The 20,856-nt window shown below is 66.1% G+C and carries 17 protein-coding genes, 2 pseudogenes and 2 CRISPR repeat arrays (1 of these 21 only partly in view); of the genes and pseudogenes, 5 read left to right on the forward strand and 14 right to left on the reverse strand.

The annotated features are described in order from the left end of the window. Nucleotides 1-44 precede the first annotated feature (44 nt). The 5 genes and pseudogenes from SMCB_RS07840 to SMCB_RS07855 all read right to left on the reverse strand — a co-directional run. Nucleotides 45-1,160, reverse strand: a pseudogene (locus SMCB_RS07840) (methyl-accepting chemotaxis protein); the annotation flags it as partial. Nucleotides 1,161-1,547: 387 nt separating this feature from the next. Continuing rightward, nucleotides 1,548-2,123, reverse strand: coding sequence for a chemotaxis protein CheW (locus SMCB_RS12485; protein WP_082027309.1), 576 nt, complete (start codon nt 2,121-2,123; stop codon nt 1,548-1,550). Between the two features lie 22 nt (nt 2,124-2,145). Further along, complete coding sequence (locus SMCB_RS07845; RefSeq protein WP_034109681.1) at nt 2,146-2,508, reverse strand: response regulator; 363 nt, start codon at nt 2,506-2,508, stop codon at nt 2,146-2,148. A 15-nt stretch (nt 2,509-2,523) separates the two neighbouring features. Continuing rightward, nucleotides 2,524-2,925, reverse strand: a complete 402-nt coding sequence (locus SMCB_RS07850) for a response regulator (RefSeq protein ID WP_045536095.1) — start codon at nt 2,923-2,925, stop codon at nt 2,524-2,526. 68 nt (nt 2,926-2,993) lie between these two features. Further along, nucleotides 2,994-3,167 carry a rubredoxin gene (locus SMCB_RS07855; RefSeq protein ID WP_045537861.1) on the reverse strand — a complete coding sequence of 58 codons (174 nt, stop codon included), beginning with the start codon at nt 3,165-3,167 and terminating at the stop codon, nt 2,994-2,996. A 94-nt stretch (nt 3,168-3,261) separates the two neighbouring features. On the opposite strand from SMCB_RS07855, the gene thiD reads away from it, so the two are divergent. Together thiD and hemL are read left to right on the forward strand one after the other, a co-directional pair. Beyond that, nucleotides 3,262-4,215 (forward strand): bifunctional hydroxymethylpyrimidine kinase/phosphomethylpyrimidine kinase, encoded by a 954-nt coding sequence (gene thiD, locus SMCB_RS07860; protein WP_045536097.1) that lies wholly within the window; start codon nt 3,262-3,264, stop codon nt 4,213-4,215. 19 nt (nt 4,216-4,234) lie between these two features. Next, entirely contained in the window at nt 4,235-5,536 is a 1,302-nt protein-coding gene (gene hemL, locus SMCB_RS07865) for a glutamate-1-semialdehyde 2,1-aminomutase (RefSeq protein ID WP_045536099.1), read from the forward strand. A gap of 6 nt (nt 5,537-5,542) precedes the next feature. Here the strand turns inward: hemL and SMCB_RS13385 are convergent, their stop codons facing one another. From SMCB_RS13385 to SMCB_RS07895, 6 genes and pseudogenes are all read right to left on the reverse strand, one after another. After that, nucleotides 5,543-5,716 carry a hypothetical protein gene (locus tag SMCB_RS13385; protein ID WP_171820292.1) on the reverse strand — a complete coding sequence of 58 codons (174 nt, stop codon included), beginning with the start codon at nt 5,714-5,716 and terminating at the stop codon, nt 5,543-5,545. A gap of 111 nt (nt 5,717-5,827) precedes the next feature. Further along, complete coding sequence (locus SMCB_RS07870) at nt 5,828-6,673, reverse strand: alpha/beta hydrolase (protein WP_045536101.1); 846 nt, start codon at nt 6,671-6,673, stop codon at nt 5,828-5,830. A 2-nt stretch (nt 6,674-6,675) separates the two neighbouring features. After that, a complete protein-coding gene (locus SMCB_RS07875; protein ID WP_045536103.1) occupies nt 6,676-8,175 on the reverse strand; it encodes a M20/M25/M40 family metallo-hydrolase in 1,500 nt (499 codons plus the stop codon). A 2-nt stretch (nt 8,176-8,177) separates the two neighbouring features. After that, nucleotides 8,178-8,465 (reverse strand): annotated as a pseudogene (locus SMCB_RS07880) (EAL domain-containing protein); the annotation flags it as partial. A 432-nt stretch (nt 8,466-8,897) separates the two neighbouring features. Continuing rightward, a protein-coding gene (locus tag SMCB_RS07885) for an IS3 family transposase (RefSeq protein WP_144400224.1) occupies nt 8,898-10,459 on the reverse strand; the annotation gives its coding sequence in 2 pieces (ribosomal slippage) (nt 8,898-10,021 and nt 10,021-10,459; 1,563 coding nt in all). Between the two features lie 288 nt (nt 10,460-10,747). Beyond that, nucleotides 10,748-12,667: a CRISPR direct-repeat array (repeat unit 29 nt; unit sequence GGGTCTATCCCCGCTTGCGCGGGGGAACC). A gap of 104 nt (nt 12,668-12,771) precedes the next feature. After that, the gene (locus SMCB_RS07895; RefSeq protein ID WP_045536105.1) at nt 12,772-13,728 is read right to left on the reverse strand and encodes an L-malyl-CoA/beta-methylmalyl-CoA lyase; all 957 of its coding nucleotides are present in this window, start codon (nt 13,726-13,728) and stop codon (nt 12,772-12,774) included. 274 nt (nt 13,729-14,002) lie between these two features. Between SMCB_RS07895 and dgcN the strand changes: the two genes are divergently transcribed. From dgcN to SMCB_RS07910, 3 genes are read left to right on the forward strand one after another with little or no spacing between them, the layout of a single operon-like run. After that, nucleotides 14,003-15,004: an N-acetyltransferase DgcN gene (dgcN, locus tag SMCB_RS07900; protein WP_045536107.1), complete on the forward strand. Its 1,002-nt coding sequence runs from the start codon at nt 14,003-14,005 to the stop codon at nt 15,002-15,004. 7 nt (nt 15,005-15,011) lie between these two features. Continuing rightward, nucleotides 15,012-16,052, forward strand: a complete 1,041-nt coding sequence (dgcA, locus tag SMCB_RS07905) for an N-acetyl-D-Glu racemase DgcA (RefSeq protein WP_231851183.1) — start codon at nt 15,012-15,014, stop codon at nt 16,050-16,052. A 22-nt stretch (nt 16,053-16,074) separates the two neighbouring features. Continuing rightward, nucleotides 16,075-16,935, forward strand: coding sequence for a D-amino-acid transaminase (locus tag SMCB_RS07910; RefSeq protein WP_045536109.1), 861 nt, complete (start codon nt 16,075-16,077; stop codon nt 16,933-16,935). 182 nt (nt 16,936-17,117) lie between these two features. On the opposite strand, the gene SMCB_RS07915 is transcribed toward SMCB_RS07910, so the two are convergent. The 3 genes from SMCB_RS07915 to SMCB_RS07925 all read right to left on the reverse strand — a co-directional run bounded on the left by SMCB_RS07915 (nt 17,118) and on the right by SMCB_RS07925 (nt 18,738). Next, on the reverse strand, nt 17,118-18,044 hold the full coding sequence (locus SMCB_RS07915; protein ID WP_052468459.1) for a calcium-binding protein: 927 nt from the start codon (nt 18,042-18,044) through the stop codon (nt 17,118-17,120). Between the two features lie 108 nt (nt 18,045-18,152). Further along, nucleotides 18,153-18,461: a DUF1244 domain-containing protein gene (locus SMCB_RS07920; protein ID WP_045536110.1), complete on the reverse strand. Its 309-nt coding sequence runs from the start codon at nt 18,459-18,461 to the stop codon at nt 18,153-18,155. 13 nt (nt 18,462-18,474) lie between these two features. Next, the gene (locus SMCB_RS07925; protein WP_231851184.1) at nt 18,475-18,738 is read right to left on the reverse strand and encodes a hypothetical protein; all 264 of its coding nucleotides are present in this window, start codon (nt 18,736-18,738) and stop codon (nt 18,475-18,477) included. A 35-nt stretch (nt 18,739-18,773) separates the two neighbouring features. Further along, nucleotides 18,774-20,856: a CRISPR direct-repeat array (repeat unit 29 nt; unit sequence GGGTCTATCCCCGCTTGCGCGGGGGAACC); it runs 204 nt beyond the window's last position.

A 20,856-nucleotide genomic window follows, 5' to 3' on the forward strand; every position in this document is an offset into this window, starting at 1 on the left:
GGCAGGGGAGGCGCTCAAGGCAGCTTTCATGGGCGGCCTTGGGCTCAGGCAATCTTAAAGCGAGTCACCGACAGGCGCAACTCTTCGGCCAGTTGCGCCAATTCGCGCAACTGCAGCACCGTAGCGCGCGTGCCCTCGCTGGCTTGCTCGGTCACCAGAAAGCCGTGTTGGATCTGCTTCGCCACCGCCCCAGCCTGCTGCGCTTCGTGGGTTGCGGTGGTGGCAATTTGGGCAACCAGGTCAGCCACTTGCACCGACAAGCGATCGATCTCGGCAAGCGCCGCCCCCACGTTGTCGGAGCGCTTCGTGCCTTCAACCACCTCGCGCGTCGAGCCCTCCATGGCCTGCACCGCGTCTTGGGTATCGACCTGAATGGCGCGCACCCGCGCAGCAATCTGGCTGGTGGCATCGGCGCTGCGCTCTGCCAAACGTTGCACCTCCTCAGCCACCACCGAAAAGCCGCGTCCAGCTTCGCCCGCCGCCGCGGCTTGGATGGCGGCATTGAGCGCCAGAACTTGTGTCTGCTCGGTGATGTCGTCGATCAGTTCGGTGATCTCGCCAATCTCTTGTGTAGATTCCCCAAGTCGTTTGATGCGCTTGGAAGTCTCTTGCATCTGCTGGCGGATGCGGTTCATGCCCTCGATCGCCTCGTGCACCGCACGCGACCCAGTTTCGGCCGCCTGACGCGATTGCTGCGCCGCAGTTGCCGCACCTTGCGTTTGCTGCGACACGCGTCCAATGCGCACCGCCATATCAAGCACCGACTGCGCGGTTTGACGAATTTCGTGCAGCTGCTCAGACGACGCAGAGAGCAACTTATTGGAAGCGCTTTCAACCCGGCCAGAGGTTTCGCCCACCCGCTCCGTGGTCCGCTGCACTTGGGCCACCAGACTGCGCAGCTCCTCGACCGTGTAGTTGACCGTATCCGCAATGGCCCCGGTCACGTCTTCGCTCACCGTGGCTTGCTGCGTCAGGTCGCCCTCGGCCACGCGCTGGAGCTCGTTCATCAGGCGCAGGATGGCCGCTTGCGTGGCCTCGTTGATGCGCCGGGTTTCCTGCTCCTGTTCTCGCGCCAGCGTCTCGGATTTAACCAAGGCCTCTTGTTGCGCCAAGGCCGCCCGCTGCAACTGACCCATCATGGCGAGTGAGGACAACACCGCCAAAAATCCAAACCCAGCTGCAAACACGCTCCATGCTCCAGGGGGCAAATTGTGCGGCACCGCCCACTGTGGGTTGTACCACCCTTGCAACGCCGACAACACCATCAGCATGAGGAACAGCAGAAAAAACACCCACCAGTGGCTCGCACCCCACCACGACAGGTCGGCGGTAGCGATCACATCGATATCGGGGCGATCGGGGCGATCGGGAGTCGGGGCCACCTCGACATCGGGGCTCTCCAGGCGACCGGGAGTCGGATCGAGAGCGAGCGCCGCACTGTCGTTAGGGTTTAAGTCGCTCGTGGCTGCAGCGACAGGCTCGGTCGGCGTGCTGCCGGCCTTGGCAGAAAACATACGACGAAACACAGCAAACATGGACGACCTTAGCTAAGTAGGAGGCAAGGTGGGCTCGGAGCGAGAAAATCCTGAAAGCAACAAATTCTGAAACGCCGCCCGACTGCAAATTGCAGGCAAGTCGAGCTCCAGCCATTGCTGCCCTTGTGCATCTCGAGCCAGTCGTTGGACCCCGGAAGGATGGCCTGTGGCCGGAGCAAACTCCAAACTCTGTTCATAGCGCAAACCCAGCAAGCGGTCGGCACACAGCGCGGCACCAATGCCCAAGGCCGGACTCAACGACACCCAGTACTGGCCCGCCGCATCGAGCGCAGTTGGGGTGGCCTGCCCGGGTGCGGCGCAACCGAGCAACTGAGCCCAATCAAAAACCAACAAAATATTGCCACGCAAACCCGCCACGCCACACACCCAAGGTTGGCTGTGCGGTAAGCGCTGCAAAGGCGTCGGGGTAAAAATCTCACCCGCTTGGGCCAGCGGCACCAGGGCGAGGGCTCCTTGCCAGCCCAACGCCAACCATCCCGCTTGGGCACTGCGCCGACCCGACTCGGCCAGCTTGCGCTTCAATTCGGCTTCGTAAGATTTGCGGCTGGGTCGGCTGGAAGTCATCATGGTCAAGGGCGATGCTGCATTTTTAGCTCAGCGCCTCGATGTGCGCCAAAAGCGACTTGACGTCAATCGGTTTGGTGAAATACTCGCGCGCACCTTGGCGCAAGCCCCAAACCCGGTCCGACTCCAGATTTTTACTTGAACAAAGAAAAACCGGCACCTGACCGTACTGGGGGTGGCGCACCAATTGGCGTGTAAGGGCATAACCGTTGGTGCCAGGCATCACCACGTCCATCAGGATCAGGTCAGGCAACTCAACAGCCAACTCCTCTAGAGCCTGCTCGGCATTTTGGGCGACTCGCACCCGGTAGCCGTTGTTCCCGAGCAGCTTGCACAGGTGCAGCAATTCGGTACGCGAGTCGTCGATTACTAAGATATTTCGAACCATGGCATAAAACGTCTGTTAAGGCGCGCAAGGCGATCGCACCGCGTGTTGTTGCACCGCCTGCAGCAACTGCTCGCGGCCAAAGGGTTTGCCCAAATGGTCTTGGGCGCCCGCCAAACGGCCACGGGCCAAATCAAAAACGCCGTCTTTGGAGGATAGCATCAGCACCGGCACGTGGGCAAAGCGCGCGTTGCGGCGAATGATGGCGCAAGTTTGGTAGCCATCGAGGCGCGGCATCAGGATGTCGCAAAACACCAGATCGGGCATGAAGTCGTGCAGCAGCGCCAGCGCTTGGTAGCCGTCCTCGGCCAAAAGCACCTCGTGCCCCCCTTCACGCAGAAACCGTTGAGCGCTCATCCGCACGGTCTGGCTGTCATCCACCACCAGCACTTTACAAGGTATTTTGGAGCTTTCCTGCATGGCGTGCCTTTGTGACTCGATCGTAATTTAAGCTTGTACGCCGGGCGCACAAAGCAGCAACATCGCAGTCACAAGGCCACCATTTCAAAGTCCTCCTTGCGCCCGCCACATTCTGGGCAGGTCCAATTCATGGGCACATCCTCCCAGCGCGTGCCGGGGGGCAAGCCGTGCTCCGGCGAACCTGCCGCTTCGTCGTAAACCCAGCCGCAGATCAGGCACATCCAAGTTTTGTGGGCGCTCATGGTTGAAAAATGCTTGACATAGAATGAAGACATTGTATCCAGCGCCGCCTGCACCCACAGACCCCTTCTGCCCACCGCGACCCAGCCGCCCTGCATGAGCCCTGTTTTGCCTCCCCCTGCGCCCGCAACCGCCCCCCCCGAGGCCGCAGCCCATGCCAGCCCGCCCTGCGTGCTCAGCTTCAACGCCAACGACCCCAGCGGCGCCGGCGGCTTGTCGGCCGACCTCACCGCCATGAGCAGCGCCTCGTGCCACGTGCTGGCCATCGCCACCGGCTGCTACGTGCGCGACACGCGCAGCATCCACCACCACATCGCCCTCGACGACGAGCTGATCGACGACCAAGCCCGCTGCGTGCTCGAAGACATCACCCCGCAGGCGATCAAGGTCGGCTTCGTGGGCAATGCCGACAACCTCGGCACCATCGCCGAACTGCTGAGCGACTATGCCCACATCCCCGTGGTCTGCTACCTGCCCGACCTCACCTGGTGGGACGAAGTGGAGCGCGAAAACTACCTCGACGCGCTGGCCGAACGCGTGCTGCCGCAAACCAGCGTGCTGGTGGGCAACCACCACACCCTGAGCCGCTGGCTGCTGCCCGATTGGGCCCACGACCGCCCCCCTTTGGCGCGCGAAATCGCCGCCGCCGCCGCTGTGCACGGCGTGCCCTACACCCTGGTCACCGGCTTCAACGCCCCCGACCTCTACCTCGAGAGCCACCTCGCGGCCCCCGAAACGCTGCTCGCCAGCGCCCGCTTCGAGCGCTTCGACGCCACCTTCAGCGGCGCCGGCGACACCCTGTCGGCGGTGCTGTGCGCCCTGCTGGCCGGCGAGACCGACTTGCAAACCGCCTGCGCTGAAGCCCTCACCTACCTCGACCAGTGCCTAGTGGCCGGTTTTCAGCCCGGCATGGGCCACGCCATTCCCAACCGCCTGTTCTGGGCTCTGGATGATGACGAGCCCCCCGAAGGCGCAGCCGACCCCGACGACCCCACGGCCGGCCCGGCGCAGCAGCTCGAAGCCTTCCCCACCCCATCCCGCACCCACTGATTCCTTTTTTATCTCATTTATGCAAGCCACCGACCGCAACCTTGCCCTGCTGCAGCGCGCGCGCCAGCTCATCCCCGGCGGCGTGAATTCGCCCGTGCGCGCCTTCAAGGCCGTGGGCGGCACGCCGCGCTTCGTGCAGCGCGCCCAGGGCGCCTACTTCTGGGACGCCAACGGCCAGCGCTACATCGACTACATCGGCTCCTGGGGCCCGATGATCTTGGGCCACGGCCACCCGGCGGTGCTCGAAGCGGTGCAGCGCGCCGCCCTCGACGGCTTTAGCTTCGGTGCCCCGACCGAGCGCGAAATCGAGCTCGCCGAAGAAATCGTCAAGCTGCTGCCCAGCATCGAGATGCTGCGGCTGGTGAGCTCGGGCACCGAAGCCGGCATGAGCACCATCCGGCTCGCGCGCGGCGCCACCGGGCGCAGCAAAATCATCAAGTTTGAAGGCTGCTACCACGGCCACGCCGACGCGCTGCTGGTCAAGGCCGGATCGGGCCTAGCCACCTTCGGCCACCCCACCAGCGCCGGTGTGCCGCCCGAGGTGGTGCAGCACACGCTGGTGCTCGAGTACAACAACCTGCCCCAGCTCGAAGCCGCCTTTGCCGAGCACGGCCCCCAAGTGGCCTGCCTGATGATCGAGCCCATCGCCGGCAACATGAACTTCGTGCGCGCCAGCGTGCCCTTCATGCGCCGCTGCCGCGAACTGTGCACCCAGCACGGCGCGCTGCTGGCCTTCGACGAGGTGATGACTGGCTTTAGGGTCGCGCTCGGTGGCGCGCAAAGCCTGTACGCGCAGCACATCCCCGGCTTCGAGCCCGACCTCACGGTGCTGGGCAAGGTGATCGGCGGTGGCATGCCGCTGGCCGCTTTTGGCGGCAAACGCGCCATCATGGAGCAACTGGCGCCGCTGGGCGCGGTCTATCAGGCCGGCACCCTGAGCGGCAACCCCGTGGCCACCGCCTGCGGCCTGGCGACCCTGCGCGAACTGCAACGCCCCGGCTTCTACCAGGCCCTGAGCGCGCGCACGCGCAGCCTGACCGCAGGCCTAGCCCAAGCCGCCGCCCAAGCCGGCGTGCCCTTTTGCACCGACAGCGAAGGCGGCATGTTCGGCTTCTTCTTGCTCGAGCAACTGCCGCAAAACTACGCCGCCGTGCTGCGCACCGACAGCACCCGCTTCAACCACTTCTTCCACGCCATGCTCGAGCGCGGCGTCTATTTCGCCCCCGCCCTCTACGAAGCCGGCTTTGTGAGCGCCGCGCACTCCGAGGCTGATGTTGAGGCCACGGTGGCGGCGGCGCGGGGGGTGTGGGCGGGGGGGTAGGTCCGCTTATGCCTCTGACGCCATCCGCTTGCTGATGCTGCGCATTGCCGACGAGCGCCGGATGCCCTTCGATACCACCACGGCTGGCAGCACCACGGTGGCCAGCAGCACCAGCTGCAGCGACAGGCGCAGGCTGGGGCGCCAGCGCCAGCGTCCGGAGGCAACCGTGCGGTCGTTCATCGCGGCGCGGCGCCCCCGGGAGGTCGTGTGCCCATGCGGGCCAGGGCCTGGTCGATGGCCGCCAGCACGCTGTCCGGCACCGAGCGGCTGCAGTAGAGGTGGCGGGTCTGCCTAGAACCGGCTCTCCAGCCAGTGTTCCAGGGTTTCGAAAACCTCGGCCGGGTCGGATTCGTTGAAGATTTCGTGAAACAGCCCGTCGAAACACCGGCTGCTGACCACCGCGGGCGGCGCCGCGGCGGCAAAGTCGCGGCTGCCACGGGGGTTCACCAGCGCGTCGGCGTCGGCGTACATCAGCAAGGTGGGCACGGTCCAGCCGGGTGCGGCCGCGCGGGTGACGGCGCCTTCGGTGTCGATGAAGCGCGCCAGCCGCGCGGAAATGCGGTCGTGCACCAACCGGTCGGTCTGGTAGCGCTGGACCACCTCGGCGTCGTGGGAAATCTTGCGGGCATCCAGTCCGTTGCCCAGCGCGAGACCGGGTGCCAGCCGGTAGAGCAGCCCGATCAACGCGCGCTGCACCGGGTTCAGCCCGGCATCGAGCGCGGGCGAAGACAGCAGCAGCGCCTCCACCGGGCGCAAGCGGCCGGCCACGAGGCGGGCCGCCACCAGCCCACCCATGCTGTGCCCCAGCAGCAGCAGCGGGCAGGCCCAGCGGTTGCACAGCTGCTCGCGGGTGTCGTCCACCACCTCGGCCAGATCGGCCAGCAGGGCGTGATCGGCCGGCAGCACGCCGCGCGCGCCGCCCGATTCGCCGTGCCCGCGCTGGTCGTAGGCGCGCACCCAGAAACCCCAGGCATTGAGCCGGCGGGCCACGTGGTCGTAGCGCCAGGCGTGTTCACCCAGGCCGTGCACGATCAGCACCACACCGCGCGGGCGTACGGTGTCGGGCAGGGGCCAGCCGTAGAGGGCGAGGGTGAGGCCGTCGCGCAGGGTGAAAGGAGCCTGTGAGGTCGTCGTCATGTTCAGGGCATGCGAGCGATCACTTGCGCGACCGAGGCCGTCAGGCGCCGGGCGTACGCTAGGTGCAGGAACTCGTTGGGTCCGTGGGCGTTGCTCTTGGGGCCCAGCACGCCGCAGACCATCATCTGCGCGGTCGGAAAACCCTGGCTCAGCATGTTCATCAGCGGGATGGTGCCACCCTGGCCAATGGTGCCGTAGCCAGCGCCAGCAAAGCTGGCGCGCGAGGCCACCTGCAGCGCGTCCTCGAACCAGGGCGCGACGTTGGGTGCGTTCCAGCCGGTGGCGCCGCCTTCGGCCTCGAAGGTGACCCGGGCCTGGTAGGGCGCGTTGTCCTCCAGCAGGGTTTTCAGCTCCTGCACGGCCAACGCCGCATCCACCAGCGGCGGCAGGCGCAGGCTGAGCTTGAAGGCGGTGTAGGGGCGCAGCACGTTGCCGGCGTTCTTCAGCTCGGGGAAACCGTCGGCGCCGGTGACCGACAGCGTGGGCCGCCAGGTGCGGTTGAGCAGGGCTTCGACCGGGTCGGTGGTGGTGGGCAACGCGAACACGCTGGAGCCGCCACAGTCGTGGTGGGCCCAGGGGAAACGTTTGTAGACCTCCTCGCCCAGGATGGCGGCGGTGGCCCGAGCCTGGGCCACACGTTCGGCCGGCACCTCGCAATGAAAACTGGCGGGCAACAGGCGGCCGGTGGCGCTGTCTTCCAGGCGGTTCAGCACCTGACGCATGATGCGAAAACTCGACGGCACCAAGCCCGAGGCGTCGCCGGAGTGGATGCCTTCGGTCAGCACCTGCACCTTGAGCACGCCACTGGCCATGCCACGCAGGCTGGTAGTCAACCACAGCTGGTCGTAGTTGCCGGCGCCGCTGTCCAGGCAGATCACCAGGCCCACGTCGCCCAGGCGCGGGCGCAGCGCGTCCACGTAGGGCAACAGGTCGTGCGAGCCGCTTTCCTCGCAGGTCTCGATCAGGCCGACGATGCGCGGGTGCGCCACGCCCTGGTCCTTGAGCGCCTGCAGCGAGGCCACGCTGGCGTAGACGGCGTAGCCGTCGTCGGCGCCCCCGCGGCCGTAGAGCTTGCCGTCGTCGATCTTGGGCGTCCAGGGGCCAAGGTCGGAGCGCCAGCCGGTGAACTCCGGCTGTTTGTCGAGGTGGCCGTACATCAACACCGTCTGGCCGGATGCGGGCGCAGCGCCGCCGTGGCGGCCGTTGGAGGCGGGTACCTCGAAAAAGAGCACCGGGGTGCGGTCGCTGCCATCGGGCTTCTTCAGCCGCACCACCTCCAGCTGCAGACCCTCGACCTTCTGCGCGCGCACCCACTCGGCGGCGCGCTGCAGCACGGTTTCGAGGTGGCCGTTTCGGGCCCAGTCGGCATCGAACGAGGGCGACTTGGCCGGGATCTCGATGTAGCTTTTCAGCTCGGGGATAAGGGCCTGATCCCAGCGCTGGTCGACAAAAGCGGCCAGTGTGGCGGCGTCCAGTGCGGGGGTGGGCAAACGGGCGTTCATGGTCAATCTCCTTCAAAAGGGCCGGGCTGTCCAAACAGGTAGCCCTGGAAGGCCTTGCAGCCCATCCGTTCAAGGAACTGGCGCTGGCCTTCGGTTTCCACGCCTTCGGCCACCACGTCCAGGTCCAGGCTCTGGGCCAGCTGCAGGATGGTGCGCGCGATGGCGGCGTCGTTGGGGTCGGTCAGCAGGTCGCGCACGAACGACTGGTCGATCTTGAGCTGCGACAGCGGCAGGCGCTTGAGGTAGCTCAGGGACGAATAACCGGTGCCAAAGTCGTCGAGCGAGAAACGGATGCCCTGGTCCGCCAACTGCTGCAGTTTAAGGGCACTTCTATAAATCGCGTTTAAACGCCAGCGCTTCCCGGCCGGATTTCTTTTTTTGAAATTTCCGGACGGGAGTGAGATTTCCGCTTGTTTTTTGCACATCATGCGCCCGATACGGGCGATATTCCGCCAGATTTCATACGATTCCGCGCATTCCGGGCGCAACTATCCTGTCAAAGCTGAACATCTTCAAACGAATCAGCGTCTCGATACCGGGTGGCCGCCGCCAGCGATCTGCAGCAGGGTCTATCCCCGCTTGCGCGGGGGAACCTTCACTCCACCCGAGGGTCTATCCCCGCTTGCGCGGGGGAACCGCTGCAATTTGGAAATACTGGATGTCGCCGTTGGGTCTATCCCCGCTTGCGCGGGGCGGTACATGTCAAGCAACTTGTCGCGTCCTCAAGCAGCCATTGGCTGCGTAATGCTGCGCGTCAGGGCAGCGTTTTGCACCTCCGTTCGTTCAGGGTTGAGGGTGACGGTTTTGATGAGTGACCAGTCGCGCGTGGGGCCAGACCAGCGCCGCGGGTTGTCTTCGCGGGCTTGGGCGTAGAGGGCGTGGCGTGCTTGCAGAATCTCTTGGTCCAGTCCGGCATGGCGCTGCGCCGGCGTGACGTAGCGGATGCCACTGTGGCGGTGCTCATGGTTGTACCAATGCACGAAATCGCTCGCCCACTGGCGCGCAGCCTGCAAGTCGGCAAACCCTTTTTCAGGATACTGCGGCCTGTACTTGGCCGTGCGAAACAGGCTCTCCACAAAGGCGTTGTCGTCGCTGACGCGGGGCCGCGAGTACGAGGGCTTGACGCCCAGCCAGTGCAGCATCGCCAGCACGGTGGTGGCCTTGAGCGTGGCGCCGTTGTCGCCGTGCAGCACGGGCTTGTTGTCCAAGGCGTGGATGCCCTCGGCCAGCGCCGTGCGCTTGACCAACTGCGTGGCGTGCACGGAGTCGTCGCGCTCATGGACTTCAAAGCCCACGATCTTGCGGCTGTAGACGTCCAGAATCAGGTACAGATAGAACCAACGCCCAGTGACCTGCGCCGGCAGGTAGCTCATGTCCCAGCACCACAGTTGGCGCGGCGCCGTGGCCACGTGGGTGGTTGGCGCGCGGCTGGCGCGCGGCGCCTTGGCGCGCCCGCGGTGCTGCGTCTGACCATGCGCGCGCAGCACGCGCTGAAAGCTGGATTCGCTGGCCAGATACACGCCCTCGTCGGCCAAGGCCGGCACAATGCGCGCCGGGGGCATGTCGGCAAAGCGCGGCTGGTTGGCCACACGCAGGATCTGCTCACGCTCGACGGGGCTCAAGGCATGCCCGGGCGTAGGCCGCACGGCCTGTGGGCGGCCGTCGCCGCGTTGCAAGCCCGCACCGGCGCGCCAGCGCTGCAGGGTGCGCACGTCAATGCCGGCAACCTCGCAGGCCTTGTGCAGCCGTGCACCGGCTGCGTGAGCCGCTTGGATGTCTTGGGCCAAACTGCGGCGATCTTCGAGGCCGATCATTCGGCCGCGCCCTTGTGGAAGATCGCCTCGACTTTTTTTGACAGCACCAGCAGCGCTGCCGTCTCGGCCAGGGCCTTGTCCTTGCGGCGCAGCTCGCGTTCGAGCTCTTTGATGCGCCGCCGGTCTTCCTTGGTCTGCTGCGGGCTGGCGCGGGCCTCCTCGGGGCTGGCCAGGGCCTGCGCAGCGCTGCTGTGCCACTGCGCCAGATCGTGCGGGTACAGGCCGTGCTGGCGGCACCAGGCGCTGCGCGCTGCCTCGTCCAGCGCCGCTGTGCTGATCACCGCTTCGAGGCGCGCCGCCGCCGTCCAACTGCGCTGCTGCGCGGGCTGGGCCAAAGCGGCGCTGCGCCAGCGCTCTAGGGTGTCGGCGCTCACGCCAAACTCTTGTGCCAGCGCCGCCAGTGGGGCGCTCTCTGGTGGCAGCAGCCGGGCTACCACGCGGTTTTTGAATGCTTGTCCGTATCGAGCCACTTCGTTCTCTCTTCACTCGCCCCCGAGTGTGTGCTGTGCCACCCGGCGCCAGTGCAGGCTGTGGATTTGTGGACGATGCGCTGCGCGCACCGGTCGGCTGGCCGTGGACAACGCTGACGCGTTGCCCACCGCACCGACCTTCGACCACAAGCTCCACAGCCTCCTACCACCAAGGTTCATGACTTTGAAGTCAGGAACAGCCGGGTTCTATCGAGGCGACAAGTATTCTGACATGGGGGGCTTGCGCGGGGGAACCACCGTACCAGGCGGGGGCGCACCGGCAACCAAGGGTCTATCCCCGCTTGCGCGGGGGAACCACGTTGTTGAAGGTCACGGTTCCCGCCTCCAGGGGTCTATCCCCGCTTGCGCGGGGGAACCACGGTGCGGCGCCTGGCTTGGGAGCCGAGTCGGGGTCTATCCCCGCTTGCGCGGGGGAACCACCCGCACCCGGCTCAAGCGCACGCGCCCGCAGGGTCTATCCCCGCTTGCGCGGGGGAACCATCGACACGCCGCCCGCTTCCACCAGCGAACGGGGTCTATCCCCGCTTGCGCGGGGGAACCACTTCCACGCAGTCGCCGTTGTAGATGCTGAAGGGTCTATCCCCGCTTGCGCGGGGGAACCGAACGCGGCCTGTGCCTTAGCCACAAGCTGCGGGGTCTATCCCCGCTTGCGCGGGGGAACCTTCATTGCCCGCGCCACATCTGCCTCATGTGAAGGTCTATCCCCGCTTGCGCGGGGGAACCGCCACCAGCGAAACCCACGCCATGCGTCGGCGGGGTCTATCCCCGCTTGCGCGGGGGAACCCAAGTGGGTGCCTGTGGCCACGACAGCAGCACGGGTCTATCCCCGCTTGCGCGGGGGAACCAGCGTCGAATACCCGGCCATCGGGCAAGTGCAGGGTCTATCCCCGCTTGCGCGGGGGAACCAGATCCACCGGGCGGCGCTTGATTTGCGCAGTGGGTCTATCCCCGCTTGCGCGGGGGAACCCAAGCCGACCAAGGAAGCAGCCGAAGGCTCCAGGGTCTATCCCCGCTTGCGCGGGGGAACCGGTGGTGGGCGGCAATTTGCTGTCAATTCCCGGGGTCTATCCCCGCTTGCGCGGGGGAACCTTGAGCAGAAGTAAATCGCGTGCCAGACTTCGGGGTCTATCCCCGCTTGCGCGGGGGAACCCGGGGCGGATTGGGTCAGGGTAGGCGGATCGCGGGTCTATCCCCGCTTGCGCGGGGGAACCGAGCTGGCAGGCTCTATTTGCCTCACAGATCAGGGTCTATCCCCGCTTGCGCGGGGGAACCTGCGCTGCAGAGGCCCCTAGGCTTTGTCGCTTGGGTCTATCCCCGCTTGCGCGGGGGAACCGGCCTGCCGGGCCGTGGCCGCATCCAAGTGAGGGGTCTATCCCCGCTTGCGCGGGGGAACCTCCGGGACGGCGGTCGAAGCGATGGAAGGCCAGGGTCTATCCCCGCTTGCGCGGGGGAACCCACATCCGGCACCGCCGTGCCCCATTCCCAAGGGGTCTATCCCCGCTTGCGCGGGGGAACCGCAGCAGTCCGCGCTTTCGCAGCGGGTGGAGCGGGTCTATCCCCGCTTGCGCGGGGGAACCCGCTTCCAGGCGGTGTTCGAGCAGCAAGTGAGGGGTCTATCCCCGCTTGCGCGGGGGAACCGCGTCTGCTGTGGTGACGGCGCGGCTGCGCAAGGGTCTATCCCCGCTTGCGCGGGGGAACCAGCACCGCGCAGCGCCGTAATCTCTTGTGTCAGGGTCTATCCCCGCTTGCGCGGGGGAACCAAGCAACCAGACGGGTCGCCGTGGCGCCATTGGGGTCTATCCCCGCTTGCGCGGGGGAACCCGGGGGCGCATCAACCACAGGCTGGTGCATCACGGTCTATCCCCGCTTGCGCGGGGGAACCGCGGTCATGGCGGCGCGATTGGCCGAGCTTGAGGGTCTATCCCCGCTTGCGCGGGGGAACCCCACAGGTTGACGGCTTTCTGATGGTGCTGCGGGGTCTATCCCCGCTTGCGCGGGGGAACCGGCATGCCCTGTTCGGTGACAGTGCGCAGGCTGGGTCTATCCCCGCTTGCGCGGGGGAACCTCGTCAGAGTGTCATAAACGCCTGGTTTCATGGGGTCTATCCCCGCTTGCGCGGGGGAACCATAGCCTGGCTGTGGCTTACACCCACCCAGCAGGGTCTATCCCCGCTTGCGCGGGGGAACCGACGAGCGCGGCTGAACCGCGCCGCGCCTGCTGTTTCATCTTGCTGAAAATACTCAAAGCGCGACCGCCCCACCTGCGCGGCGGGGCGGATGGCGCGGATCGGATCAGCGGGCGATCATTTCCGACTGGCGCACGATCACCTCGGCCTGTTTGATCGAGGCGATGTCCACAAGGCGGCCCTTGTAGACGGTGGCGCCTTCGCCGCGGGCCTTGGCGGCGTCCATGGCGGCGAGGATTTCGCGGGCCTCGGCCACGGCCTCGTCCGAGGGGGTGAAGACCTCGTTCGCAAGGGCCACCTGCTTGGGGTGGATCGCCCATTTGCCGACCATGCCCAGCGTGGCCGAGCGCAGCGCCTGGGCGCGGAAGCCCTCATCATCGCTGAAATCGCCGAAGGGACCATCGACGGGCAGGATGCCATGAGTGCGGCAGGCGGCGACGATGGCGGTCTGCGCCCAATGCCAGGGGTCGGACCAGTATTTCGCGCCTTCGTGCAGCATGTAGTAATTGGCCTGCGTGCCGCCGATGCCCGTGGTCTGCATCCCCATGGAGGCGGCGAAATCGGCAGCCCCGAGGCTCATCGCTTGCAGGCGGGGGCTGGAGGCGGCGATGGCCTCGACATGGGCGATGCCGGCGGCGGATTCGATGATCACCTCGAAGGTGATCGGGGTCTTGCGGCCGGTGGCGCGTTCGATCGCTGTCACCAGCGCATCGACGGCATAGACATCCTCGGCGCAGCCGACCTTGGGGATCATGATCTGGTTCAGCCGTTCGCCGCCCTGTTCCAGCAGGTCCACCACGTCGCGATACCACCAGGGTGTATCCAGCCCGTTGATGCGGACGGAGAGGTATTTGGTGCCCCAGTCCATCTCGTTGATCGCCTTGATGACATTGGCGCGGGCCGTTTCCTTGTCCGAGGGGGCCACGGAATCCTCGAGGTCGATGTTGATGACATCCGCGGCGCTGGTGGCCATTTTCTCGAAGATCGCGGGGCGCGAGCCGGGGCCGAACAGCTGGCAGCGGTTCGGGCGGGCGGGGGCGGCGGGCTGGAGGCGGAAGCTCATGGGCTTGGACCTTTCGGGTAAGGATATTGCTTATTTCTGGCGTCATTGGGTATGAAATTGCGCGGGCGGGTGCAAGCGGCTTTTGCAGGCGCGGCATGATTGCCGCAACGCCGCATCCGTGGCGCGTGCCGGGGTGATCCGGTGAAGATCCTGCTGCGAAAATGGACAACCTGCGGAGGATCTTGTGCAAAAAGGCGAAAGCCGCGCGGATTTGCAATGCATTCCCGCGTCAAATCCGTAACGCTGCCGCAAACTGACATGAAAGGGCATTCCGATGATCGAGACTCCGTATCTTCTGTTTCTGGGCGATGCGCCCGATGCGCTGGCGGCCAAGGTGGCGCAGGGGATCAGGGACTGGCGGCCGCAGAATGCCGTGGGCCAGTTCCGGATGGAGGGCTGCCGCGCGGATATGCGCCTGCCCGACATGACGCTGGAGGAGGCGCGGGCGGCGGGGGCGAAGACGCTGGTGATCGGCGTGGCGAACCGGGGCGGCGTGATTTCGGCCGCGTGGAAGAAGGTTCTGGTGCAGGCTTTGGAGGAAGGGTTCGATCTGGCCTCGGGCCTGCACAACCTGTTGCGGGACGAGCCGGATCTGGTGGCGGTGGCCAAGGCAACGGGGCGGCAGTTGCATGATGTGCGCGTGCCGTCGGTCCAGTATCCGATTGCGAACGGGGTGAAGCGGTCCGGCAAGCGGTGCCTGGCCGTGGGGACGGATTGTTCCGTGGGCAAGATGTATACGGCGCTATGCATGGACCGCGAGATGAAGGCGCGCGGGTTGAAGTCGAGTTTCCGTGCCACGGGGCAGACGGGCATCCTGATCACCGGCGATGGCGTGCCGCTGGATGCGGTGATCGCGGATTTCATGGCCGGGTCCATCGAATGGCTGACGCCCGATAACGATGCGGATCACTGGGATATGATCGAAGGTCAGGGAAGTTTGTTCCATGTCTCCTATTCCGGGGTCACGCTGGCGCTGATCCATGGCGGGCAGCCCGATGCGCTGGTGGTGTGCCACGAACCCACGCGGGAGCATATGCGGGGGCTGCCGGGCTACAAGCTGCCGAGCCTTGAGCAGGTGCGGGACATGGCCTTGGAACTGGCCAAGGTGGCCAATCCCGCCTGTCAGGTGATCGGCTATGCGATCAACACCCAACACATGAGCGAGGATGCGGCGCAGGCCTATCTGGCGGATGTCGAGGCGCGGCTGGGCCTGCCCGCGACGGACCCTTACCGCTATGGCGCGGACAAGCTGGTGGACGCGCTGGCGGCGATCTGAGAGGGTTTTGGCGATATCTCCCGGTGCGCTGCGCCGCGCCGGGGGAATGAGTATTTATGGCAAGATGAAGCGGGGGGCGGCGATGCGGATCACGGTTGAGCGGGATGTGTTCAAGCTGGCGCAGGTGTTCACCATCAGTCGCGGGTCACGGACCGAGGCAAAGGTGCTGACGGTGCGGATCACGGATGGGGATGTGACCGGCTGGGGGGAATGTGTGCCTTATGCGCGGTATGACGAGACTTTGGACAGCGTGACCGCTGAGATCGAAGGGTTGCCGGGGGCGCTGACGCGTGAGGCGCTGTATGACCTGTTGCCCGCAGGCGCGGCGCGGAATGCGGTGGATTGCGCGCTCTGGGATCTGGAGGCGAAGCGGAGCGGCAGGAGAGTCTGGGAACTGGCGGGTTTGGCGAAGCCGGGGCCGGAGGTGACGGCCTATACGCTGTCGCTGGCGGAGCCTGCCGAGATGGAGGCGCAGGCGGCGAAACATGCGTTTCGGCCTTTGTTGAAGATCAAGCTGGGCACGCCCGACGATATGCCCCGGTTGGAGGCTGTGCGGCGCGGCGCGCCGAAATCGACGATCATCGTGGATGCCAATGAGGGATGGTCGGCGGCGGTCTATGCGGATCTGGCGCCGCATCTGGTGCGGTTGGGCGTGGCGCTGGTCGAGCAACCCCTGCCCGCGTCCGAGGATGAGGCGCTGATCGGGATGGAGCGGCCGGTGCCGGTTTGCGCCGATGAAAGCTGCCATGACCGGACGAGCCTGCCGCATCTGGCCGGGAAATATGATGTGGTGAACATCAAGCTGGACAAGACCGGGGGCCTGACCGAGGCGCTGGCGCTGCGCGATGCGGCGCGGGCTGCGGGGTTCAAGGTGATGGTGGGCTGCATGGTCGGAAGTTCATTGGCCATGGCGCCTGCGACATTGGTGGCGCAGGGCGCGATGGTGACGGATCTTGACGGGCCGCTGCTTCTGGCCGAAGACCGCGAGGCACCGCTTCTGTTTGACGAGGCGGGCGTGCATCCGCCCGAACCGGGCCTTTGGGGCTGACCCGCAGCAAGGAGAGAAGATCATGCGCACCGTCTATGTGAACGGAGACTACCTGCCCGAGAATGAGGCGAAAGTGTCGATCTTTGATCGCGGCTTCCTGATGGCCGATGGCGTCTATGAGGTGACGAGCGTGCTGGGCGGCAAGCTGATCGACTTTGGCGGGCATCTGGCGCGGCTGGAGCGGTCCCTGGCAGAGCTGGACATGGACAAGCCCGAGGGGTTTGACGACCTGCTGGAGATCCACCGCGAACTGGTGCGGTTGAACGGGATCGAGGAGGGGATGATCTATTTGCAGGTGACGCGGGGCGCGCCGGGGGGCCGGGATTTCGCCTTTCCCGACCCGGAGGTGACAAAGCCGACACTGGTGCTGTTCACCCAGAACAAGCCCGGTCTTGCCGCCAATCCGGTGGCCAAGAAGGGGATCAAGGTCATCAGCATCGAGGATATTCGCTGGGGTCGGCGCGACATCAAGACGGTGCAACTGCTCTATCCATCCATGGGCAAGATGATGGCCAAGAAGGCGGGCTGCGACGATGCCTGGATGGTGCAGGACGGGGCGGTGACGGAAGGGACCAGCAACAACGCCTATATCGTCAAGGGCAACAAGATCATCACGCGGCAGTTGAGCCATGACATCCTGCACGGGATCACCCGCGCGGCCGTGCTGCGCTTCGCGCAGGAGGCGCAGATGGAGGTCGAGGAGCGCGCCTTCACCATCGCCGAGGCGCAGGCGGCGGATGAGGCCTTCATCACATCCGCCTCGACCTTTGTGATGCCGGTGGTGGAGATCGACGGGGCCAAGGTGGGCACCGGCGCGCCCGGCAATGTGGCGGCGCGGCTGCGCGAGATCTATCTGGATGAGAGCCTGAAGGCGGCGGTCTGAGGTTGCGGGGACGGGTGGGGGTTTCACCCCCACACCCCCAGGATAGTTGAAGCAAGAAGAAACGTGAGACGCGTCGGGGGTTGCTCCGGCGCTTTTTTCGTGACGCATTCCGTGCAGGCCGGTGCCTGGCGGCATTCCGAGGGAGAACCCTTCGGGGACGTGGCGCGCGACGGGCGGTCCTGTCAGGTCAGCCCCTCGATCGCCAGATCAACGGCGATGGGCGGGGTCAGGCCCAGACCGGCGAGCTTGACCATGACCTGACCGTTCACCAGAACCTCCAGCCCGCTGCCATCGGCGGCGAGGCGTTGTTGCAGCGTGAGGGTGGCGGGATCGGTGCCACTGACGCCATCAACGACGATTCTGAGGGAATCGCTGGCGGGATCGAAATCGGTGATGAGTGTCGCGTCATCGCCCAGATCGTAGGTAGTGAAGGAATCCTCGCCTGCGCCGCCGGTCAGGCTGTCCTGACGGTCGCCGACCAGCCAGTCATTGCCATCCTCGCCGAAGAGTTGGGCGCCCTGCGGATCGAAGCGCCCGGCGACATAGCCCAGGAACGCATCGCTGCCGCCGCCGCCGCGCAGGGTATCCTCGCCCTCGTAATCCTCGAGTATGTCGGAGCCTGTGCCGCCGTCGAGCAGGTCATTGCCGGCACCGCCGCGCAGGATGTCATCGCCCGTGCCGCCGCGCAGCGTGTCATCGCCGAATTGGCCCAGAAGTGTATCCTCGCCCGTGTCGCCGGTGATCAGGTCATCGCCGCCGTTGCCCTCAAGGCTGTCATTGCCGTCGCCGCCCGACAGGGCGTCGGCACCTGCCCCGCCCGTCAGGAGATCGTCGCCGGCACCGCCCAGCAGCAGGTCGGTGCCCGGACCGCCCGCGAGCGTGTCGTTGCCATCGAGGCCGGAGAGGGTGTCATCGCCCGCCTGCCCGTCGAGGCTGTCATTGGCCAAGGTGCCGGTCAGCAGGTCATCGGTGGGCGGCGGGGTGATGTCCTGATCCGGCGGGGTTTCGGGCGTGGCGGGGTCGCCATCATCGTCATCCGCGCCGATGCCATCCACCAGAAGGCCGCCCAGCATGAGCATGGGGAGAAACAGCAGCACCAGAACACTCATCACACCACCTGCACACAAGCCCAGACGCCGCGGAACACAAAGGGGCGCGGAATGAGTGTTCACGACTCCGTGAGTCGTGTCCAGCCCTGACGAGGGGGCGTTGTCAGGTCAGGGTTTGCCGACGTTGCGGGCGAAGGCGTCCTTGAAGGCGGCCTGTTTTTCGGGGCTGGCCTCGGCCTGCCGGGCGCGCCAGTCGTCATAGGGCATACCGTAGAAGATCTCGCGGGCTTCGTCCTTGGTCATGGGGATGTCGCGGGCGTTCGCGGCCTCCTGATACCAGCGGCTGAGGCAGTTGCGGCAGAAGCCGGCGAGGTTCATGAGGTCGATGTTCTGCACATCGGGGCGCTGCACCATCAGGTGATCGCGCAGGGCGCGGAAGGCGGCGGCCTCGAGTTCGAGGCGGGTCTGGTCGTCCATCGTCGGTCTCCTTCTACTGGCCGGTGTCGGCGAGTGCCTGTTGCAGGATCGGGGCGAGGCGCGCGGCCCAGTGCACCTGTTGGTCGGGGGTTGCGATGAGGTCGTTGCGGACCTCGATCAGCGCGTTGAGGCGTTGCCATGCAATCGCGTGGCGGGCGATGGCGTCGCCGGGCAGGTGGCCACCATAGGGTTCATTCTCGCCGATGCAAAGATCAGGTTCGGCGCGCAGGCGGGCGAGCAAGGGTTTCGCAAAGCGGGTGTCGGCGGCGTAGAGCACACCGACATGCCAGGGGCGCGGCGGGCGGCCCATCAGGGTCTATCCCCGCTTGCGCGGGGGAACCTCAAGGATGATGCGGCGCTGCTCGTCCGTCAACGGTCTATCCCCGCTTGCGCGGGGGAACCGGTGTTGCCGTGCGTTTTGCTGTGGGCTGCGGGGGTCTATCCCCGCTTGCGCGGGGGAACCATTTCCTTCGTCCATGGCGACAGGCCGTACTGGGGTCTATCCCCGCTTGCGCGGGGGAACCAACCCCATCACACCCGCTGGCGGGCCTGCTCGGGGTCTATCCCCGCTTGCGCGGGGGAACCTGCTGGTGGCCGGGGCGGGCGCAGCGGCAGAAGGGTCTATCCCCGCTTGCGCGGGGGAACCTGATTGACGCCGGCCATATCGCACCCGGAATCGGGTCTATCCCCGCTTGCGCGGGGGAACCCGCATCAGGCAAGCGGCGAGCCTAACCGCTCACGGTCTATCCCCGCTTGCGCGGGGGAACCCGCATGATGGCTAGCCTACCCTTGGCCGGATGGGGTCTATCCCCGCTTGCGCGGGGGAACCTGGCCCGCAAGCATGGGCGGCTCATTTGGATCGGGTCTATCCCCGCTTGCGCGGGGGAACCGCGCCCGAGAGCTCGGACACAAACGCGCGCGAGGGTCTATCCCCGCTTGCGCGGGGGAACCTTGCCCTCAACACCGTCACCCTGAGCGCGGCGGGGTCTATCCCCGCTTGCGCGGGGGAACCGTGACGTCTGAGCGGATTATGGGGTAGTCGTCGGGTCTATCCCCGCTTGCGCGGGGGAACCACGACACGCTGGGCCCCACTGCCTGGCGCGCAGGGTCTATCCCCGCTTGCGCGGGGGAACCGAAACATTGGGTGGCTTGATGGACAAAAGTCAGGGTCTATCCCCGCTTGCGCGGGGGAACCTTCTTGTTCGGCAGGAACGGAAACCCGCCGTAGGGTCTATCCCCGCTTGCGCGGGGGAACCACCATCACCGCCGTGGCCGTGCCGCCCTACGAGGGTCTATCCCCGCTTGCGCGGGGGAACCGACTTGGCCCCGCTGCCGATGGCCTCGAACATGGGTCTATCCCCGCTTGCGCGGGGGAACCGCCGATGTTGACGAACAGACATGGCAAGACTGGGGTCTATCCCCGCTTGCGCGGGGGAACCCGCCAGGTACTGCGCCGCCTATCCCACCTGCAAGGGTCTATCCCCGCTTGCGCGGGGGAACCCCGTGCAATCTGCACGCGCCAGCCGCTCTTGAGGGTCTATCCCCGCTTGCGCGGGGGAACCAGCCCGCGCTTGGATATGCCGCGATCCTCCCAGGGTCTATCCCCGCTTGCGCGGGGGAACCGGGTGGAGAAGATTTTCCGCAAGCTCACGCTCGGGTCTATCCCCGCTTGCGCGGGGGAACCGCCACGCCGATCAGGTTGATCACCAGATTAAGGGGTCTATCCCCGCTTGCGCGGGGGAACCCGCCAGTGCCCGCGTTGTTGTACGGGGCCAGCGGGTCTATCCCCGCTTGCGCGGGGGAACCCCTTGCAGGTCACGAATCCAAGAGCCGAAGCGGGGTCTATCCCCGCTTGCGCGGGGGAACCATAGACGCCGTGCATTTTTGTCACGCGCTCGGGGGTCTATCCCCGCTTGCGCGGGGGAACCGGATGAAGCGCCCTGAACTTTGGGGAAAACATGGGTCTATCCCCGCTTGCGCGGGGGAACCAGGATCGCTGGCTGCTCAACACCCCGGGTGGCGGGTCTATCCCCGCTTGCGCGGGGGAACCGCGCTGTTTGGCGCACGCAACCAGATGGTCGAGGGTCTATCCCCGCTTGCGCGGGGGAACCTCCATTATGGCCTGGTTGCTCCGGGCACTACGGGGTCTATCCCCGCTTGCGCGGGGGAACCCATTGCGGGCCGCTGTGCAGGCCGTTGATGCCGGGTCTATCCCCGCTTGCGCGGGGGAACCCCGAAAAGGCTGGGGCGTGACATGGGCCTTCAGGGTCTATCCCCGCTTGCGCGGGGGAACCCAGGGGGCAATGCTCCAAAACAGAATCGGCAACGGTCTATCCCCGCTTGCGCGGGGGAACCAGGTGGCGCGTATGCGAGGCATAGTCGCCAATGGGTCTAT

The organism is Serpentinimonas maccroryi, from assembly GCF_000828915.1.
GTDB lineage: Bacteria > Pseudomonadota > Gammaproteobacteria > Burkholderiales > Burkholderiaceae_C > Serpentinimonas > Serpentinimonas maccroryi.

Excerpts from the sequence above, each read along its gene's own strand:
- SMCB_RS12485 (WP_082027309.1), bottom strand. The coding sequence starts at position 2,123 with ATGATGACTTCCAGCCGACCCAGCCGCAAATCTTACGAAGCCGAATTG.
- SMCB_RS07915 (WP_052468459.1), bottom strand. The coding sequence starts at position 18,044 with ATGAGTGTTCTGGTGCTGCTGTTTCTCCCCATGCTCATGCTGGGCGGC.
- SMCB_RS07920 (WP_045536110.1), bottom strand. The coding sequence starts at position 18,461 with ATGGACGACCAGACCCGCCTCGAACTCGAGGCCGCCGCCTTCCGCGCC.
- SMCB_RS07855 (WP_045537861.1), bottom strand. The coding sequence starts at position 3,167 with ATGAGCGCCCACAAAACTTGGATGTGCCTGATCTGCGGCTGGGTTTAC.
- SMCB_RS13385 (WP_171820292.1), bottom strand. The coding sequence starts at position 5,716 with ATGAACGACCGCACGGTTGCCTCCGGACGCTGGCGCTGGCGCCCCAGC.
- SMCB_RS07895 (WP_045536105.1), bottom strand. The coding sequence starts at position 13,728 with ATGAGCTTCCGCCTCCAGCCCGCCGCCCCCGCCCGCCCGAACCGCTGC.
- SMCB_RS07850 (WP_045536095.1), bottom strand. The coding sequence starts at position 2,925 with ATGCAGGAAAGCTCCAAAATACCTTGTAAAGTGCTGGTGGTGGATGAC.
- SMCB_RS07845 (WP_034109681.1), bottom strand. The coding sequence starts at position 2,508 with ATGGTTCGAAATATCTTAGTAATCGACGACTCGCGTACCGAATTGCTG.
- thiD (WP_045536097.1), top strand. The coding sequence starts at position 3,262 with ATGAGCCCTGTTTTGCCTCCCCCTGCGCCCGCAACCGCCCCCCCCGAG.
- dgcN (WP_045536107.1), top strand. The coding sequence starts at position 14,003 with ATGATCGAGACTCCGTATCTTCTGTTTCTGGGCGATGCGCCCGATGCG.
- SMCB_RS07870 (WP_045536101.1), bottom strand. The coding sequence starts at position 6,673 with ATGACGACGACCTCACAGGCTCCTTTCACCCTGCGCGACGGCCTCACC.
- SMCB_RS07910 (WP_045536109.1), top strand. The coding sequence starts at position 16,075 with ATGCGCACCGTCTATGTGAACGGAGACTACCTGCCCGAGAATGAGGCG.
- SMCB_RS07875 (WP_045536103.1), bottom strand. The coding sequence starts at position 8,175 with ATGAACGCCCGTTTGCCCACCCCCGCACTGGACGCCGCCACACTGGCC.
- hemL (WP_045536099.1), top strand. The coding sequence starts at position 4,235 with ATGCAAGCCACCGACCGCAACCTTGCCCTGCTGCAGCGCGCGCGCCAG.